Raw genomic sequence first — 17,318 nt, 5'->3', positions numbered from 1 at the left:
CTCCTCACATTTCTTTCGACTGCCCACACCTATGGGGTGAGAAAATTCTGCTCGATATCCTTGAGGGTTCGGAAGGAGTCGAGGTCGACGTCCATCGACTGCATCATTTCGCCGCGCAGTTCCTCGATGAAGAGAACGAGTTCCACGAATTGCAGGGAATCGACGATCCGTGACTCGATGATGTCGGTTTCCGGATTCAGTTCATCCTCGGCGAGTTCGGGGTTGCGCTGAAGGATCCAGGAGCGCACGTCCTGCCAGGTCGCCGTCATCACAGAACTTCCGAGCCAGCCAGCTGCGTGACGAAGGCGTTGAACGCCGCGACCCGGTCGGCCACCTCGGAGATGAGCGCGAGGTCGCCGGGGCTGATCGGGCCGCGCCGGTGGCCGTCGCCGCGCAGCACGACCAGGTGGCCGCCGCGCAGCCCCCGGTAGGTCAGGGGCACGGCCACCGCCGAGCTGGCCCGCCACTGGCGCAGCAGCGGCAGGTGGCCCGGGTCGGTCTGCTTCAGCAGGCCCTCATGCTCGCTGATCACGAGCTTCTGGTCACCGGCTTCGGTGATGAGGCCCCGCACGCCCTCCAACGCCGTGGAGTACTCGGTGGGCGACTGGACAACGAGCTGCGAGTGGGTGGCGAGGGCGCCCAGGGAGACGGCGGAGGCGAGGAAGGGGACGCAGGCCTTGGCCACCGCTGGCACGACTTCCTTGAGCTGCGGGGCCTGCTGGATGGCGGTGCTGATGTGCACGAGAAATCCGAGAGATTCCTCGGCGGCCTTGCGTCCTGCGATATAACGCAGGGCAGCGCTCCAGTTCTCGGTCGAGCCATTCTGGCCGCTTTCAGACATAAAGAGTCCTCGGTGGTTACGGAGGGAATTTCCCACAAGCTAGCAGTCGATTTACGGCGAGGCAATAGCACTTCGGCATTCTTGCCCCTTCGAGAAAAAGGGTCGCCAAAGAAAGCACGCAATTCAGGAAGGCGATCAGGCTGTTAGCCGGTTTTTGCGGAGGGTGGCCCGTCGCGGTCAGGTGAAGCGGACGTCTGGGTCGAGCAGGCACAGCCGCCCGTCGGCGAGGTGGAGCCGGTCGTTGCTGTAGTTGAGTGCGGCAGACCGCAGGTCACGCAGGGTCTTTTCCAGCCGGGTAGGCGAGTTCTGGAGATAGCCGTGCCGGAGACCGACGGCGTCGATCAGTTCGTCGACGGCGCGGTAGCACTCCTCGGCAGCGGTGATCTTCAGGCTGTTCAGCAGGAGTTGACTGCTCGTGTCGGCGAGGTCGGCGCCGCTCGCCACGAGGGCCTCGGTGCGGCGCAGCAGGGCGTGGACTGTGTCGAGTCGCTGTCTGGCCCGGGAGAGCCGGGTCATCAGCAGCTGCGAGCCCAGGTCGAAGCTCTTGCGGCCGGCCGGGTCACGCAGCAGTCGCAGAACACGGGAAAGAGCTCCGGCCGCTGTGCCCAGCCATGCTGCCGACCAGCCGAGATGGGCAAGCGGTCCGAATACGGACTGGGCGATGTGGTGGAAGGCGCCGTGCTCGCCGATCACCTGGTGTCCGGGAATGGTGCCTGCGAAGGTGAGGGGAAGGCTGTGACTGGCGCGCATGCCCATCGGACACCAGGCACCGCTGCCTTCGACACGCAGTTGGTGCCGGTGTGCGTAGACCAGGGAGACGTGGTGGTCGGCAGTCGCGTGCGGGCTGCGCATGGTGATGAGGAAACCGTCCGCCGCGGTGCCGCCCGTCACGATCGGTGCGACTCGGTCGACCTCCAGGGTGTCGTCGGCCTCGCGTAAGGGGGCGTACGAGCGGAACAGGTGACCGCCTTTGCCCGGTTCTGTGGTCACCGAGGCCAGGTACAGGTCGCCGGCGGCGAGTTGGGAGAGCAGCTCCTCCCGGAGCGGTGAGGCGGCGTACCGGATGATCGCCTCGGACTGCTGGCAGTGCATGGCGAAGATCATCGCCACGGACATGTCGACGCGGCCGAGGGCCATGGCGGCGTCGACGAGATCGGTGAGGGTGCCTCCGCACCCTCCGTGCTCGGCCGGTACGAGCAGCCCGAGCAGACCGGTGCGGCGCATCTCCGCGAGAGCGTGCTCAGGGAAGACGGCGTCGCGGTCGGTTCGCTCCAGATGCTCTTCAGCCACCCGGGCCACAGAGGCGACGCGCTCGGCGATGCCGGTCGCCGTCATCTCGCGCGCCGACGCGGACGACTCCGGTGGTGCGGTCTTCGCTGTGGTGGTCGTCACGAGGCCTCATTCCGGTGGACGGCGGACGTGTGCAGCGAGCGGTGGTCGATCTTTCCGTTGTGTGTCAGGGGCAGCGTGTCCCATTCCTGCCAGCGCCGGGGCACCATCGCGGTCGGCAGTGCCGTGCTCAGCGCGTCCTGCAGCACCGACGAGGGCACCCGGGTCCGCAGACTGTAGTGAGCGACGAGTTCGCCGTGTTCGCCCTCGCCGGAGACGACGACCGCGCACTGTTCCACGGCCGGGTGCCGGCTCAGGACGACCTCGATCTCGCCGAGTTCCATGCGGACGCCGGACACCTTGACCTGCCGGTCGCTGCGGCCGAGGTAATACAGGAGTCCGTTGTCGACCCGGGCCAGGTCTCCGGTCCGGTACAGGCGGCCGGTGGCGGAGTCCGGGGCGAAGGGGTCACGGAAGAAGGCCCGGTCGGTGGTGGCGGGGTCGTTGAGGTAGCCGAGCCCCACGCCCGTGCCGCCGACGAACAGCTCACCGCTCTCCCCCGGTTCTGCCGCCCGCCACGGGCCTGCGTTCGCGTCCTGGACCAGGACGTACAGCGTGGTGTTGGCGATCGGGCTGCCCACAGGCAACCGGGAGCCGGCCAGGTCGGCGGGCGTCACCACGTGGTGCGTCACGTCGTCGGAGCACTCGGTGGGGCCGTAGGCGTTGACCAGGGACACGTGCGGCAGGGTGTGCGGCACACGCTCCGCGACGGCCGGATACAACTCCTCTCCGGTGGAAAGGAGCCAGCGCAGCGAGGGGAGTCCGCCTCCGCTGCGGCGGGCCAGGTCGTTGACGAGCCATCCGATGACGGTAGGGACGAGTTCCACGACCGTGACGGCTCCAACGTCGAGGACACCGATGAGCCAGCGGGGAAGCCGCATGGCGTCGTCGCCGACCACGACCACGCGTCCGCCGACGAGCAGCGGGCACAGCATCTGCCAGACGGAGATGTCGAAGACCAGCGGGGCGGTAAACGCGACCGCGTCGTCCGGCCCCAGTGCCAGGTCGGTCGCCTTGGCCCAGAGATGGTTGAGCATGCCCTGATGTTCGACCGTGGCGCCCTTTGGACGGCCGGTGGTGCCCGAGGTGAAGATCGTGTACCGGACCTCGTGGGAACGGTCGCCGCTGCGGTCCAGGGGCGCGGCGCCCTCGCTCCCGCCAGGTACGGGCAGGACCGCTGTCTCCGTGTCGGCGGCTGCCGCCCTCGCGGCGTGTGCGGTGCCGCCGTCGCCGCAGTAGTCCAGAAGCAGCCTGGCCCGGCTGCGGTCGAGCACATCCCGGACCCTGACTTCCGGCCAGTTCGGGTCGATTGGCAGGTAGGAGGCGCCCAAGGCCTCCAGGGCGAGGAAGACGGCTGGGGTCTCGGCGCTGCGGACACCGACCGCGGAGACGACGTCACCGGCCCCCACTCCGGCAGCGCGCAGGGCGTCCCGGATGACCGCGATACGGCCGAGCAGGTCCCGGTAGCTCAGGGTCCGCTCGCCGTCGACGACGGCCGGCCGGTCCGGGTCGCGTTCGGCGTGGCCGATGACGTGGTCGAGCAGGGCGGTCGCGTTGTCGTGTGCACGGACATGGCGCAGGGCGAGTTCCCGGGCCCGGGCTACGGCGCCAGGGGCCAGCGGCAGTCCGGCACGCACCGTCGCCGGGCTCGTGTCAGAAGGGACGGTCGTCATCGCTGCCCCCTCTCCGGCAGCGGGGTGCTGTGCCGGTCCAGGTCGTGGAAGAACCCGTCGACCGGTGTCAGCCAGCCGTTCTCGCGGGCGCGGGCGTGCACGTGCTCACCGACCGTCAGGTCGAGGACGCCGAGCCCGAACGGGGAGAAGACCACCGTGCGGTCGGACGGTGCCTTCACAGCGCCGGTGAGTACGTCGTACAGGGTGCCGTCCAGGAAGTCGCGCCCGCCGGTGTGCTGTTCGGCGAGGTGGACCGAGGTGTTCGCCTTGAGGACATGCTCGATGTCGTCCACCACGTTGCAGCTGTCGAGGATGACGTCCGTGCCCAGGTCACGCAGCGACACGTGCAGGACCAGCGGGTGGTGGGCAAACCAGGCCGGTTCGAGCAGGTGCGGGGTGGCCGCCGTGGTGGCACAGACGATGACGTCGCAGGAGCGGACCAGTTCCTCCGCCGAGTCCAGGACGCGGACCGGTGCACCATCCGGCTGCTGGTTCAGGTGGTCTGCGAAGGCGCGCGCGTACTCGGCGGACGTGTCGTGGACGGCGACCTCCTGTGAGGTCTGGTCCAGTGCGGAGAGATAGGAGTGCACGTACCGTGCGATGAGGCCGGTGCCGAGATAGCCGATGCGCCGGGGCGCGGGCCGGTCGACGCCGAGCGCGCGGGCCGCGACCGCGGCGGAGGCGGCCGTACGCACGGCGCTGATGATCGAGCTCTCCAGGCAGGCGTACGGATAGCCAGTGACGGGGTCGTTGAGGATCAGCACCGCGGAGGCACGGGGAATGCCGCGGTCGAGGTTGGTGGGGAAGCTGGAGATCCACTTGATGCCGTCGACCGGCCGGCTGCCGCCGACCGAGGCGGGCAGCGCGATGATGCGGGCGCTGGGCCGGTCGGGGAACCGCAGGAAGTAGGAGGGGGGATTGATCGTGCGGCCTTCCCCGTGCAGGCGGTAGGCGTCTTCGACGAGGTCGATGACCTCTCGCTGCCGCCCGTCCAGCACCTGGTGCACGCTGCTGCCCGGGATGACGCAGAACTGGGGGATGCTGGCCTGATCGCTCAAGATGTCTCCAGGATCTTGTGCAGGTCGTCCTGCTGACCGTAGTGATGGCTGACCCAGGTGTCGTTGTAGATCGTGTTGAGGTAGCGCTCTCCTAGATCCGGCGCGATGGCCACGGCCGTGTGCACGGTGCCACCGTGCTGGGCGAACCACTGTGCGGCGGCGCTGATCACCGTTCCGGAGGAGCCTCCGAGGAGGAGACCGCAGGCGGCGAGCCTGCGACAGGTGTGAATGGTGTCGACCTCGTGGATACGGATGACCTCGTCGACGAGGCCGGGGTCGATCAACGGCATCGGCGCGCTGGCACCGAGCCCGGGGATGTGACGTGGTCCGGGAGTGCCGGCGAAGCTGACGGAGCCCACGCTGTCGACCGCGATGATGCGGGTCCCCGGCCGGTGTTCACGGAAGTAGCGCGCGCAGCCCATCAGGGTGCCGCCGGTCCCCGCTCCGACGAAGAGGACGTCGAGGTCGGGGAAGTCCTTGGCGATGACGGCCGCGGTGGTCTCGTAGTGCGCGATCCAGTTCGCGGGGTTCTCGTACTGATTGAGCCACACGTAGTTCGGGTTCTGCGCGCAGCTGTTGGCGACGTACGCCTTGCGGGCGGCGAGGTAGCCGCCGGAGGCGTCGGGTTCGTCCACGACGACGACCTCGCCGCCGAGGGCCCGGATCAGCGCTGTGGTGGCCGGGTTGCAGTTGGGATCGGTGACGCAGATGAAGCTGAGCCCCTTGGACGCCGCGATCACGGCGAGCGCCACCCCGAGGTTGCCGGAGGACGACTCGATCAAGACGGAGTTCGGCCCGATCAGGCCGTCGCGGTGGGCGGCATCGACCATCTGAGCGGCAGGCTGGATCTTGATCGAGCCTGCGAAGTTGAAGCCTTCGCACTTGAGATGCAGCGGGAGCCCCAGGCTGGCCCGCAGATCGATGTACACGTCGCTGTCGAGGAGTTCGTGCGCCGCGGTGATGACGGTCATGAGTTGTCTTCGCTTCCGTTCATCAGCGTGGACCGACACCGATCCGCGCTGAGGGGGTTCGGGACCGACGGAGCGGGTGGTGCAGCGATGCGCCAGTGATGGTTCCTCGTAGATCGGCTCCGTACCGGCGACGCGAGGGACGGTGCCGCAGAGGTACGAGAACGCGCCGCTGGTGCCGGCCGATTGCGGGGAACTTGTGTCGGGCCGGTCGGACGTTCCCTCCAGCCAACCATGTGCGTCCCTTCGAACAGGTAGACCCGGTCGGCAAGGACCGGGCTGGCGCCCGCTCCGGCCGCGTGGGTGCTGCGGGGGCGTGGTGCGTGAGGTGCCTGACCTCTGCACATTCACAGTCGCATCGGCCTGTCGAGACTGATGACGAGAAACACTCAAGATCCTGGTGGCACTGCTCCAACGGTTGCGCGACCATCCGGAGAAGGGCCTGCCCCAGTCCAGGAGAGCAGACCCTTTGAGATCCCAGTGATTGCACCGGCGCCGTCGCCGAAGGCTTGTCCCGTAAATGATCTCCGACGTGCCTGTTGGCCTGATCGTTTCTCCGACATCCGGCCAGCGTGAGATTGTGGAGGCGGACGATGCCGAGCATGGCGTGGTGAACGCCGTCGCCTTTCACACGGCGGTCGCGGAGGATCTGACTCGAAAATGGCCGTGCGAGGGCATGCCCGACGCGGGCGCGGACCTTGCGATGGGAGGCGTTGTGTTCCTCCTTCGAGTCCGGTAGTTCGCTCTGCCCGCGATCGCGGCGGTGCGGGATGACCAGCCCGGTGGGCTGCCGCGCACCACGGGATATTCGCCCACGCATGCCGACGGGCGGGAAATCATCAGCTACCAGAAAGTGAAGCGTCCGTCGCTGTATGCGAGTTCAGAATTTTGTGCTGGAGTTGATGCAGCGGATAGCCCGGCTCGATTCCGATTTCCTCTATCAAGCGAGAGCGCAGACGGGCGAACACCTCAAGCGCTCCGGCACGGCGTCCACTGAGTGCAAGGGCCCGCATGTACTGGGCATGCAGTCCTTCGTGAAATGGGTGCTCGCTGGTTAATGAGGCCAGTTCGGCGGTCACCTGCTGGTGCAGACCGGCCTCTATCCGGGCATCGATCAGCGCCTCGATTGTATCCAGTCGGCGCTCCTCCAGCATCAGCCTGCGCCCCTCCAGCACCATGCCAGTGGGTACATCCGAAAGGCCGCTGCCGCGCCACATGCCCAGCGCTTCCTCCAGTCCCCGGATCCCGGTGTGGCTGTCCCCGGCCCGCAGGCTCGCGCGGCCGTGGTCGGCCAGTTGCAGGAAGTCCAGCCAGTCCAGTCGCAGGTCGGAATTGCGCAGGCTGTAGCCGCTGCCCTGGGTGACCAGTATCTGGTCCGTGATGTCCGCCGGCTTGAGGCCGGTGGCCTTGGACAGCAGTTTGCGAATATTGAGGATGTACGTCTGCAGGGTCCGCAAAGCAGTCACCGGAGGCTGCTCGGACCAGAGTTCGCGGGTCAGCACGGAGACCGGCACCACCTGGTCCGGGTGCATGCACAGCATCGCGAGTACCGTACGTATTTTAGGTGCGACGCTTACGGGTTCGTCCAGTTCGTTAGACGTAAGGCGTAAGGGGCCCAGCAGTCCGAGCTTCGCCCGGACTGACTTCCGAGTGTCACTCACCTTGGCTGAGACATCGTACAACTGGCCTGCCGCACACGTGCTGACGCGCATACCGCCCCCTCAGGTTGTCGACCGTCCTGCAAACGATGCGCATATGCATCTTGGTTGCATCGACAACATAAGCACCTGACATCTTCCGTAACCAGATAGAAATCAAGCCGCCTGGCCGTTTCTCATCTGTAACCAACAGGCCGGAAGCGCGGAGAAGGCGCTGCAGACATGCAAAAGTGACGACTCTGAACCTGGATATCGGTCCAGAGTCATCAACGTGCACCTGTCATGGCCTACAGTGGCGGAACCTCTCGCGTAGCGAGATCTCCGAGTGTGGTAATTTGAATGTTCAAACAAGTGCGAGCGTATCGGCTGAGTCCCGCGCTTTTCACGGCCTTCGCTGAGTACGGTCGGGCGGAAGGCCGGTGAGAGCGGTTACTTCGCCCTGCCAGAGCAACACAATGGCATTGCAGTCACACTTGCAGTACTCGACCTCGCCGCAGGAGGTCGAGTGCGCGGACAGCAGGCGCCACCTCGGTCCGTCGATGGAGGCCGTGCAGCCCCAGGCGCGCAGTGGGCAACACTCCTCCTGGCGCGCCGAGTCCTCCAGGCCGCCGGCGCCAGCGTCCGGGCGAGTGCCGGATTCCGGCTCGTCAGCGGGGATCGGGCTGAACGGGAGAGTGTGCGACATCGGCGTCTTCTCCCTTCGGTGCCGCGTCCACGGACTGCGGCACAGCGGGTTCGGGCAGCGTACGGAACAACAGCCAGCTGAGTGCGGGCATGAGGATCAGCGGGGCCAGAGCGGTCTGCAGCGAGGTCTTGTCGGCGACACTGCCGATGAGCGGGCTGACGAGACCGCCCACGCTCACGGTGAGGCCGAGCGTGATTCCGCTGGCGGTGCCGACACGGGAGGGCAGATAGTCCTGGCCGAGCGTGACCTGCAGTGAGAACGGGATGTACAGGCCGGCCGAGGTCAGCATGACGAACAGATAGAGGGCCGGGCCGGGTATGAACACCAAGCCGGCAACCGATCCGGCGGTCAGCAGATAGGACCAGCGGGACACGGTGACCCGGTCCCAGCGGTTGGCCAGCGAACCGCCCAGCACGCTGCCCACTGCGCCGCCGAGGTACAGCAGGAACAGTGCGGCCGTGCCCGCGGCCTTGCTGCCGTCCATCCGCTGGGTCGTATACAACGAGACGAACGTACTCAGGCCGATGAAGACGATGGAGCGGCACACCACGGCGAGCGACAGCCGTATGAACGACGAGGTGTCGTCCTCGCCCTTAACCGTCTTGCCGGCCGTACTGGCCTGCTGTGCCCCCAGTGCCCTCAGCACGGGCAGGCACAGTGCGGCGCCGATGGCTGCCGGGATCACGAGCAACGGTGTCAGGCGCAGTCCTCCGGTCGCGACCACGCAGGCCACCAGGACCGGAGCCAACGCGAAGCCGAGGTTGCCGCCCAGTGAGAACCATCCCATCGCACTGTGACTGCCGTTGCTCGCAAGCCGGGCCACCCGGGCGGACTCCGGATGGTAGGCGGCGACGCCCACCCCGGACAGCGCGACGACGGCCAGCGTCAGCGTGTAGGAGTCACTCACTCCGCTCAGCGCGATGCCCACGCCTCCCAGCAGAGTGCTGAGGGGCAGGAGCCACGGCATGGCCCAGCGGTCGGTCAGCACACCGAACACCGGTTGCACCACCGACGAGAGCAAGGAGGCCGCGAGCACGATGCCCGAGACGGCGGCGTAGCTATAGGCGCGCTCGGCGACGAAGTACGGTACGAGGGAGGCCACAGCACCCTGATAGATGTCGACGCAGGCATGACCGACGGACAGCAGTGTGATCGAGGAGTTTCTTCGCACCTCGATATCGTCGGCGCTCTCCACCGGGTCGCGCTTCCGATAAACTGCCAGACAATGACTGAAGTCCGCCACGAGCCCATAGCACCAACCCGCACACAGCAACTGGCGTCCGGTGCGGAGATCGAAGCTCACCGGCACGACGAGCATCAGATCGTGTACGCGGGCCGGGGCGTCCTGTCTGTCACCACCAGCACCGGTTCCTGGGTCGCTCCGGCAACCCGCGCCATCTGGGTCCCGGCCGGCACCGTCCACGCCCACCAGGCGCACGGCGACCTCGAACTGCACCTGATGGGGCTGCCCGCGTGGGAGAACCCCCTGCGCCTGGATGCCCCCGCCGTGCTCGCGGTGAGTCCGCTACTGCGCGAGTTGATCATCACCTACACCCGCACCGAGGACAACAGCCCGGAACGGATGCGCTTGCGTGCCGTGCTCCTCGACCAGCTGCGGATCGCAGTACAACAGCCCATGCACCTGCCCACACCAAACAGCCCCCTGCTGCGGACGGTCTGCGACCTCCTGCGGTCCGACCCGTCGGACAACCGCACACTCCCCGAACTCGGGCGGGAGGTCGGGGCGAGTGACCGCACGCTCTCCCGGTTGTTCAGCAACGACCTCGGCATGACGTTCCCCCAGTGGCGCACCCAGCTACGGCTCCACCACGCACTGGTCCTGCTGGCCGAAAAGGCCCCTGTGACCAAGGTCGCGAACCAGTGCGGCTGGTCGTCCACCAGCGCCTTCATCGATGTGTTCCGCCGTGCGTTCGGCCATACACCGGGTACGCACTCCCGATGACTGCGCCGCGCCGCCTCCGGCGGCCGCCGGCTCCTGTCCTGGCGTCTGGGCATGTCATTCGCCTGCATGGAGCCTCTTCAGAACGGCCACCGATCGGGTGGCGCGCAGGGTCGCGGTCCGGGCCGGCACGGCGATAGTCGCCCTGCTCACCGACATCGTCAACGCCCAGTGGTTCCTCACTCGCCCGCGGGGCGGCTGAAGAAGCTCATTGATCACCAAGTGCTGCTGGCCGACACCTGCCGGCAGCGCCATCACCTTCAACGCATGCACGTCACACCGGCCGGATTGCTCCCCATCCCGGGAAGCTGCACCAACCTGGACGGGGCCGTCGGACGCCGGGGATCGCGTTCGCGCTGCGGAGCGGATCTGACCAAGACCGGCCCTCCCCGACGATCACCCCGTGCTGCGGGCACAGCACCTCATCCTCGAATCCGTACACAACGGCACGGCGGACTTCGGGCCCTACACGCACAAGCCGGTCGCCGACTTCCTCCCCAACGTCCGGACCCTGAGCAGGATCATCCCCACCCACCCCGACCACCAGGAGCTGGCCCGCCAGTTCCAACGGACATCGCGGACGCCTTCGCCCGCGCAACCGTCCACTCCGAACCCGCTGCACCCGTCTCCTGCTCCGTTTTGCCGCACCGCGTGACCCGGTGATGGTCGCGGACTGGGTCAGCTTCAGGGTGATGTCCAGGCGGTCGCTGATCAAGTGGCGGCAGGCACTCTCGATCGCTCCCGTGGCGATCGACCAGCCACGGGCCAGAGCGGTGTCGTAGCCGAGTTGGTCGAGGTGGCTGGTCAGTTAGCGGACGCAGGCGTCGGTGGCCTCGCGTTTGGCGCCGCGCAGGCGGGCCCGCTCGGCCTGCACGGTGGTCTCGTCGGCGGCGCGGGATGCCTGGCCGTGCAGGATCGTGGTGAGGTGGCCGGCGACCTAGCTTCGGTCAACCGAGGACGGCAGGCGCCCGGGTCACGTCAGCCGTCGGTCGGCTGGTTCGGTGTCGACGACACGTTCGCGCCGAACCGCCTCACCCAGGGAGGCAAACAAGTGAGGACATGCTCGTTCTTCAGTCCCGTCAGTCCCGTGGATGCCGCCAGAGTGCCCTGAGTGTCGAGGGAGTCAGCTCGATGAAGGTTGGAAATGGACAGGTCAGGCACGCTTTCCACACCGTCACGGGACTGACGGGACTGAGATGTAAGCATGCTCGACTGAGGCCAGCGCGTTCCTACGGTCCGCTTAGTGCCCACTCGACGGGGCAGTGCCGTCAGTCCCGTCCCACGCGGTCATACTGACGTGGCCTACCGGCCCGCTGGTGCTATCTCCGCAGCCTGAGACCTCTGGGAGCGCGGTGTTTTGGCGCCAACTCTGCCCGGTTGGATGGTGCTGGGGTCGACGGCTTCGCCGGGGGCGCCTACGGAGTAGGGCCCGTGAGGCTGCTGGTCACGGTCGTGGGGCAGGAGGAAGAACGCGCGCCGGGGGAAGAGACCGGAGTCTGGATCACTGACGGCGCCCGGCTGCAGGTTGGTGTAGCCGACAAGGCGGCCATCGCGCGAGTAGCGTGGTTTGCCCTTACGGGTGGGCACCTTGTCCAGGGCCTGCCGGACGTAGTCGAGGTTTTCCGGGTCCTCGAGCCAGACCACTTCGGCTTCGTCGGTGAGCTGGCTGTCTTCCAGCATCGAGCTCATGGCCGTAGACCCTCCTGTCCCGTAGGCCGGCCTCTGGCCGGATCGTGCGGCGCGCTCACCGCTGGTCGTCTGGTTCTGGCAATTATCGCAGGAGTCCTGGGCAGGGGGCTGTCGCACTTCGTCCGGAGCGTCATCCGTCGGGCTCTGTGCCGGCGTCGGCGAGGAGCGCCAGGCCGGGGTAGAGCTTGCGGTCGTTGTTCTTGATCATCTCTGCTGGGGAGGCCAGGCCGAGTTCTTGGCGGATGCGGCCGGCGAAGGCGCGGCTCGTTGCCGGGCGGATCCCTTCCTCGGAGCACCAGCGTCCGTAGGTCTCGTAGAGGAGTTTCTGCTCGACGCGTAGTTCGGGATTGGACTGTGCGCTCTCACCCTTGGTGCATCGATCAGTGAGGAACCGGCCGATGTGGTCCTCGGTCTTCTCATAGGCTTCGGTGGCCAGTCGTACGCTGGCCGGTCCGTGGAGTGGGTCCCTGGTGGCGAGGTATTTTTGGGCACCCTCGACGAGCCAGTTCAGGATGCCAGGGCCTTCATCCTGGACGAGTTCCTGGGCGAGATTGTCGATTTTGAGTTCGTCGGGGACTTTCCGCTCGAACGGGATGATCCTCATCCGGCGCCAGAATGCGTAGCCTCCGGTGCCTACTTCGGGCCGGTGGTTTCCCAGAAGCCACAGTTTGTGCGTGGGCCTGAAGGTGAAGAAATCCTGGCGCATGCGGCGGGCCGTGATGGTGTCGCCGCCGGTCAGCAGCTTGACTCGCGCCTCGTTGAACTTGTCGTTGGGCTTGAGTTCGGAGCACACGACGATGCGCCGGCCGTGCAGCTCGGTCAGCTCGGTGCTGTGCTCGGTGAATTTCCCCTTCTCCATCAGGAAGCCGGGCGGCGCCGCGTTGGCGTAGTCACCGAGGATCTGCATCATCACTTCGAGCAGCACGGACTTGCCGTTGGCTCCGGAGCCGTAGAGGAACGGCAGGATCTGGGCGCCCACGTCACCGGTGACGGAGTAGCCGAGCAGCAGGTGCAGGAACGCGATCGTTTCCCGGCCCTTGGCGTCGTCGCCGAAGGTATCGCGTAGGAAGCTGCGCCACCGGGGCAAAGGCATGTCCTCCGGGCCGACGGTGGTGGCGCGTGAGTGCATGTCCGTTAGAGGGTCGGGCTTGCGCAAGTAGCCAGTCCGCAGGTCGATGACGCCGCCCGGAGTGCACAGGGCGTACGTGTCCCCGTCCATGGAGTCAGGGTCGAGACTGAGTCCCGGGGCGGCCTGCGCCTGCAGAAGCAGGGCTTTGACCCCTGAGGTCGACTGAGTGCGGCGCCTGTGCGCTGCCACTTCGCGGTCGCTGAAGAGCCCTTGCGGGTCGGCGCGTGGCATCTGTTCGGCCATGTCGCCGGCAGCCCACATCGCGCCCTTCTCGCCGCCGGTGCGCTTCCACCGGTACTGGTCCCACGAGTACCAGCCCAGGCCTTCGACATGCCGGAACCTGTCGCTGTACAGACGGGCGAACAGCTTGGCGTTTCCCCGGTCGGTCAGCTCGTCCGGCAGCAGGCCTGCCTGAACAGCGCGACGGGGCCCTTCGCTCACGGCCTGCGTGGGCAGAATCGCCTGACTTCCGGGCAGGCCGAGGTCGAGGCTGGTCTGACGGATCTGTTCTGCGGCGGCCGCGGCGTCGAAGCGTGCCGGCTCGGCGCTGCTCATGAGCGTCCCTTGTGAAGGCCGGGGTGGAAGAGACCAGTAGAAGAAGCGGTACCGGTACGAATGGCGCTGTGGGGCTCGTGCATGCCACGAACCGAGCGGACACCTCGGGGTCCTGACGAGCCTGCCGGAACCTGCCCGGGCACTGAAAGTCCTTGTCGTAGCTGATCTTCTTCGTCTACGGCGTCAACCCCACAGGCACCGTGTCCGTCACTCCGAGGCGGGACCAACGGGACTGACGGGACTGAAGTTTCCGCTCGTGATCAGAGGCTAGCGCACACCCGGCCGGGGCGGCACATGCGGCGGCCGCGTGTCGAACATTCAGTCCCGTCAGCCCCGTACCAACAGTCCCTCTGGAGGCCGCAGGAGAGACCAGGACCAAGACCGCGCTTCGGTCCCGCTTCAGTCCCGCACGCAAAAGAGCAGGTCAGAGGACACGATGCATAGTCCACGGGACTGACGGGACTCACAGGTCCATATATGAGCTACACGGCACAGGTAGTACTACAGAAGTACGTACGCGCGCATACGAGCGTGCCTGATCACCATAACTTGTCCATTGAGTCCCGTCAGTCCCGTAAGGTCAGCCAGTAAGCCTCTGACCAGCAACTTTCACTACGGGACTGAAGCGGGACTCACTTCGGCACTCAGTCCCCTGAGTGGTCAGCCCATGGTCCGGGCGACGACGAGACCGGTGCTCGCCGGGAAACAGGAGGACAGAGTGGTGGCAGGTGCCAGCTGCCGGATACGCCCAATGCGTTGACTCGGACCTTGAGCACTCCCCCGCCCTTTCGACCGGTACCACCGAAAGTCCGCTACCACGATGCGGGCAGTCGGCGTAGCAGGCGCGCGTATGTCGCAGCAACCCCATCCCGGTCTCAGCCACGCCTCCCGTAGTGAATACCTCTCCGGACCCGACTGCCGCCTGGGGCGAACGACCACACAGGCGGGGCACCGCAAGCCCGCCAGGGCTGAGGAGCAGCCGACCCAGCGCGCCCATGTCCGCATCTCGGCAAACGCCGTTGATCTTGAGCTGGCTGACTCCTCGCGGCACTCGGTCCTACTCGAAGGCTGGCACCCACGGCTCCGCGCGGTTGGTGGCGCGCAGTTGCGCGAGCAGTTCGGACGGGGCTCCCGGGCAGGCGCGTACGGCGCGATGGGTGCCTGGTCGGAAGGCGGGTGATCACCCGGACGATTCACCACGCGGGGTGGCGGGAGATCACGGTGACCAGAGCATTCGGGGAGGCTGTACCCGGCGTCGTCGACTCCGCCGTGGACTTCGTCGGCGATTCCTTCCAAGTCCGCAGTCCGGACGCCGGCTGACTCCATCGGCAACAATGCACGCCGCCCTGGACGACGGCGCTGCATGCAGCAGCTGTGCATGTATCTCGTGCATAACGTCGCAGAACTGCGACGTTATGCAGCCGCTGCGGCGCCACCGAGACCCGCGGAAGAGCAGCAACGGCGCGCAGCGCGGCCCGTGCAGCAGGTGTCCGCCGGCCTCGCTGCTGCACAGCGGGGCTGGCCTGCTATCCGTGCAGCACTCGTGTGTCACCTGGCCCATGCAAATGTTGTGCTGCACCGGACGGCACCCGCAGCAGCTACCCGACAACCACCACCAGGAGGACGCCAAGCAGCACGCGCTGCACATCTCACCGGCGAGCAGCACGACCGCGAGCAGCGCTGTCCGGTGCCACTGACGTTGGCTGGCGAGGCGGGCTCGCCAGTGTTTCTCGGGGCCAGCTCTCGGGGAGGCCGTCTGAGGACCTCAGACGCGAGAAATTCGAGGGTGAGTGATGACTGGTGACGGGTTACGAGAACTGGATCTGACCCGACTGTCCGAGGACCTTCGGCAGTACGCGCGGATCGCGCAGGTCCGCTTCAACGCAGCGGTGGTGGACAAGGTCATCGACACCCTGGCGGACCTGCTCCCACTGGGATGGATCGGTGTCCGCACGACCACCCTGCCGCCGGCACGGCGCGATGTGAACCTGCGGCTCTGCTACCGCTCCCCCGTTCCGCCCGTGCCCCGGCTACGCCAGGCCGGACTGCTCACCTTCACCGGTCATCCGATCGAGACGCTGCTCGACGAGGTCGCCGAGCGCCACGAACCGTGGTGGGGCGTGGACGCTTCCGTCAACGGACCGGCGGACAAGATCTGGATGATCTTCGACAGAGGCATCCCTCTCGAGGAACTCACAGAACTCCCCAGCATCCCGGCGGCCGTTCGCACCGCCCGACCCCACTTCCACGACTCGGGGATGGACCGCGCGGGGCTGTTGGCCCTCGACTTCTCCCGGCGCACGATCAACGTCTACTCCCCGGTCTTCACACCCGGAACACTCAGCCCGGAAGCAGCGGCCACCATGCTGACACGGCTGGGCTTCCCCGCCCCGGAAGGCGACCTCAGGCACACCAACGGCCAGGCGTTCGACTTCTACCAAACCTTCGGATGGGACCACCCCGGACTGCTGCGCCTCTGCTTTCCGGTGCGCTGCTCCGCCGAGGAGTTCCCGGTCCACCACCACCCGCTGCTCCGGGATTTCGTCGAGCAAGCGCCGTTCGCTGCCGCGGAGCGGAACTTCGTCTTCTACACCACGTACGGCCCCCGCGGCGGGTACTTCAAGGTCCAGTCCGACTACACCGGCAACCACAGGCAGACCTTCGCAGCCACGACATAGCAAGCCGCCGGAGACGACACGGGCATGCACAGGTGAAGGGCGCAGACTTCACCTCACACCCTCACAGCGCACTCTGTTGACCTGGGAAAACAGGGTATTTGACTCATAACAGCAGTCTGGCGGCAGCGGTCACAGGACGGTGCCAAGAGGGCTGTGGGCGGTCGCCGGACATCGCGTAGCGGCGGGCGGCGAGGCCGTGGTCGAGAGGCTCGCCGATCTCCTCGCACAGCAGCGCCAGGATGCGGGTTGCTTCGGCGTCGCCCCGCCAGGGCACGGCCGCCCGCTACGCGCAGGTGAGCCAGCTGGGCGGTGCCCCGCGGTTCACCACGGCCGCCGGGCACAACGCCACCGTCTCCGTCCTGCCCGAGACGGTGGCGCTGGCCGAGCAGCTGTCCGCGGTCGACGAGGTGATGGTGATGCGGCGCGACACCCGCCTCCTGTACCGCAACCACCTCACCGACCAAGGACATTGGGACCGAAACCCCGCCGGCGACCTCGCCGTGATCGGGGAGCACTACCGCCCCTACACCGCCCAAGAGGCCGCACAGTTCTGGGCAGGCCAGCGCCGGCTGCACGCGGCGATGCCGCAGTACCGCGACGACCTCGTGGCGATCGCCGCGCTGGCCTGCCCGCTGATGCCCGCCCAACGGCCGCACCAGCTCGACATGCCCGCCCCCGCGGCCGCACTGCCCGTGCCCGCCGAGGTTCTGTCTCTCCGGCCATGACCGGAGAGACAGAACCTCGGCGCCCAAGCGGATGGCCGATTCCGGGCTAACGACCGCGACAGCCGCCTCCTACTCTCGCTTCGGCCACACGCCTGCCACACAACAAGGGGGACTCATGCGGATACGAAGGAGCCTTGCCACCGCCGCGACGGCGATAGCACTCTGCGGCATCGGAATGTCGGCGCCGGCCGCCAACGCTGCCGCCCGCCCCATGGCGGAATGCAACGCGCCGTGGAACGACGTCGGCGCCCCGGGGAACCTGTACGGCTACGGCTTCTACTACGGCAAGTGGACGTACGCCGGGCAGGTC

The 17,318-nt window shown here is 67.1% G+C and carries 15 protein-coding genes and 2 pseudogenes; 5 read left to right on the top strand and 12 right to left on the bottom strand.

Annotated features, from left to right (window positions below; genetic code table 11):
- Positions 1–29 precede the first annotated feature (29 nt).
- From IE277_RS42325 to IE277_RS42285, 9 genes and pseudogenes are all read right to left on the bottom strand, one after another.
- Positions 30–269 carry an acyl carrier protein gene (locus tag IE277_RS42325; RefSeq protein WP_189959032.1) on the bottom strand — a complete coding sequence of 80 codons (240 nt, stop codon included), beginning with the start codon at positions 267–269 and terminating at the stop codon, positions 30–32.
- Positions 269–841: a GAF domain-containing protein gene (locus tag IE277_RS42320; RefSeq protein ID WP_189959031.1), complete on the bottom strand. Its 573-nt coding sequence runs from the start codon at positions 839–841 to the stop codon at positions 269–271. The genes IE277_RS42325 and IE277_RS42320 overlap by 1 nt, the downstream gene beginning before the upstream one ends.
- 177 nt (positions 842–1,018) lie before the next feature.
- On the bottom strand, positions 1,019–2,233 hold the full coding sequence (locus tag IE277_RS42315; RefSeq protein ID WP_229882435.1) for an acyl-CoA dehydrogenase family protein: 1,215 nt from the start codon (positions 2,231–2,233) through the stop codon (positions 1,019–1,021).
- Positions 2,230–3,903, bottom strand: a complete 1,674-nt coding sequence (locus IE277_RS42310) for an amino acid adenylation domain-containing protein (RefSeq protein ID WP_189959030.1) — start codon at positions 3,901–3,903, stop codon at positions 2,230–2,232. The genes IE277_RS42315 and IE277_RS42310 overlap by 4 nt, the downstream gene beginning before the upstream one ends.
- Positions 3,900–4,961, bottom strand: coding sequence for a 2,3-diaminopropionate biosynthesis protein SbnB (gene sbnB, locus IE277_RS42305; RefSeq protein WP_189959029.1), 1,062 nt, complete (start codon positions 4,959–4,961; stop codon positions 3,900–3,902). Before sbnB ends, IE277_RS42310 begins: the two co-directional genes overlap by 4 nt.
- Positions 4,958–5,932 carry a 2,3-diaminopropionate biosynthesis protein SbnA gene (sbnA, locus tag IE277_RS42300; RefSeq protein WP_189959028.1) on the bottom strand — a complete coding sequence of 325 codons (975 nt, stop codon included), beginning with the start codon at positions 5,930–5,932 and terminating at the stop codon, positions 4,958–4,960. Before sbnA ends, sbnB begins: the two co-directional genes overlap by 4 nt.
- A gap of 559 nt (positions 5,933–6,491) precedes the next feature.
- Positions 6,492–6,719 (bottom strand): annotated as a pseudogene (locus IE277_RS42295) (IS5/IS1182 family transposase); the annotation flags it as partial.
- 49 nt (positions 6,720–6,768) lie between these two features.
- Positions 6,769–7,641 carry an AfsR/SARP family transcriptional regulator gene (locus IE277_RS42290; protein WP_189959027.1) on the bottom strand — a complete coding sequence of 291 codons (873 nt, stop codon included), beginning with the start codon at positions 7,639–7,641 and terminating at the stop codon, positions 6,769–6,771.
- Positions 7,642–8,234: 593 nt separating this feature from the next.
- A complete protein-coding gene (locus tag IE277_RS42285) occupies positions 8,235–9,443 on the bottom strand; it encodes an MFS transporter (protein WP_189959053.1) in 1,209 nt (402 codons plus the stop codon).
- Between the two features lie 54 nt (positions 9,444–9,497).
- On the opposite strand from IE277_RS42285, the gene IE277_RS42280 reads away from it, so the two are divergent.
- Positions 9,498–10,235 carry an AraC family transcriptional regulator gene (locus tag IE277_RS42280; protein ID WP_189959026.1) on the top strand — a complete coding sequence of 246 codons (738 nt, stop codon included), beginning with the start codon at positions 9,498–9,500 and terminating at the stop codon, positions 10,233–10,235.
- Positions 10,236–10,635: 400 nt separating this feature from the next.
- Positions 10,636–10,887 carry a hypothetical protein gene (locus tag IE277_RS42275; protein ID WP_189959025.1) on the top strand — a complete coding sequence of 84 codons (252 nt, stop codon included), beginning with the start codon at positions 10,636–10,638 and terminating at the stop codon, positions 10,885–10,887.
- A 33-nt stretch (positions 10,888–10,920) separates the two neighbouring features.
- Here the strand turns inward: IE277_RS42275 and IE277_RS49935 are convergent.
- From IE277_RS49935 to IE277_RS42260, 3 genes and pseudogenes are all read right to left on the bottom strand, one after another.
- Positions 10,921–11,166: pseudogene (locus IE277_RS49935) on the bottom strand (ISKra4 family transposase); the annotation flags it as partial.
- A gap of 368 nt (positions 11,167–11,534) precedes the next feature.
- The gene (locus IE277_RS42265) at positions 11,535–11,921 is read right to left on the bottom strand and encodes a DUF6009 family protein (RefSeq protein ID WP_189959023.1); all 387 of its coding nucleotides are present in this window, start codon (positions 11,919–11,921) and stop codon (positions 11,535–11,537) included.
- A gap of 130 nt (positions 11,922–12,051) precedes the next feature.
- Entirely contained in the window at positions 12,052–13,605 is a 1,554-nt protein-coding gene (locus tag IE277_RS42260) for a DNA primase family protein (protein WP_189959022.1), read from the bottom strand.
- Between the two features lie 1,793 nt (positions 13,606–15,398).
- On the opposite strand from IE277_RS42260, the gene IE277_RS42255 reads away from it, so the two are divergent.
- From IE277_RS42255 to IE277_RS42245, 3 genes are all read left to right on the top strand, one after another.
- The gene (locus IE277_RS42255) at positions 15,399–16,283 is read left to right on the top strand and encodes an aromatic prenyltransferase (RefSeq protein ID WP_189959021.1); all 885 of its coding nucleotides are present in this window, start codon (positions 15,399–15,401) and stop codon (positions 16,281–16,283) included.
- A gap of 239 nt (positions 16,284–16,522) precedes the next feature.
- Positions 16,523–17,008 carry a hypothetical protein gene (locus IE277_RS42250; RefSeq protein WP_189959020.1) on the top strand — a complete coding sequence of 162 codons (486 nt, stop codon included), beginning with the start codon at positions 16,523–16,525 and terminating at the stop codon, positions 17,006–17,008.
- Positions 17,009–17,123: 115 nt separating this feature from the next.
- Positions 17,124–17,318 (top strand): hypothetical protein (locus tag IE277_RS42245; RefSeq protein ID WP_189959019.1); only part of this gene is annotated, 195 nt, incomplete at its 3' end.

Source organism: Streptomyces alanosinicus (genome assembly GCF_014650595.1).
Classification (GTDB): domain Bacteria; phylum Actinomycetota; class Actinomycetes; order Streptomycetales; family Streptomycetaceae; genus Streptomyces; species Streptomyces alanosinicus.
The sequence above is the reverse complement of the archived record's forward strand: the minus strand, read 5'-3'. Positions and strand labels throughout refer to the sequence as shown.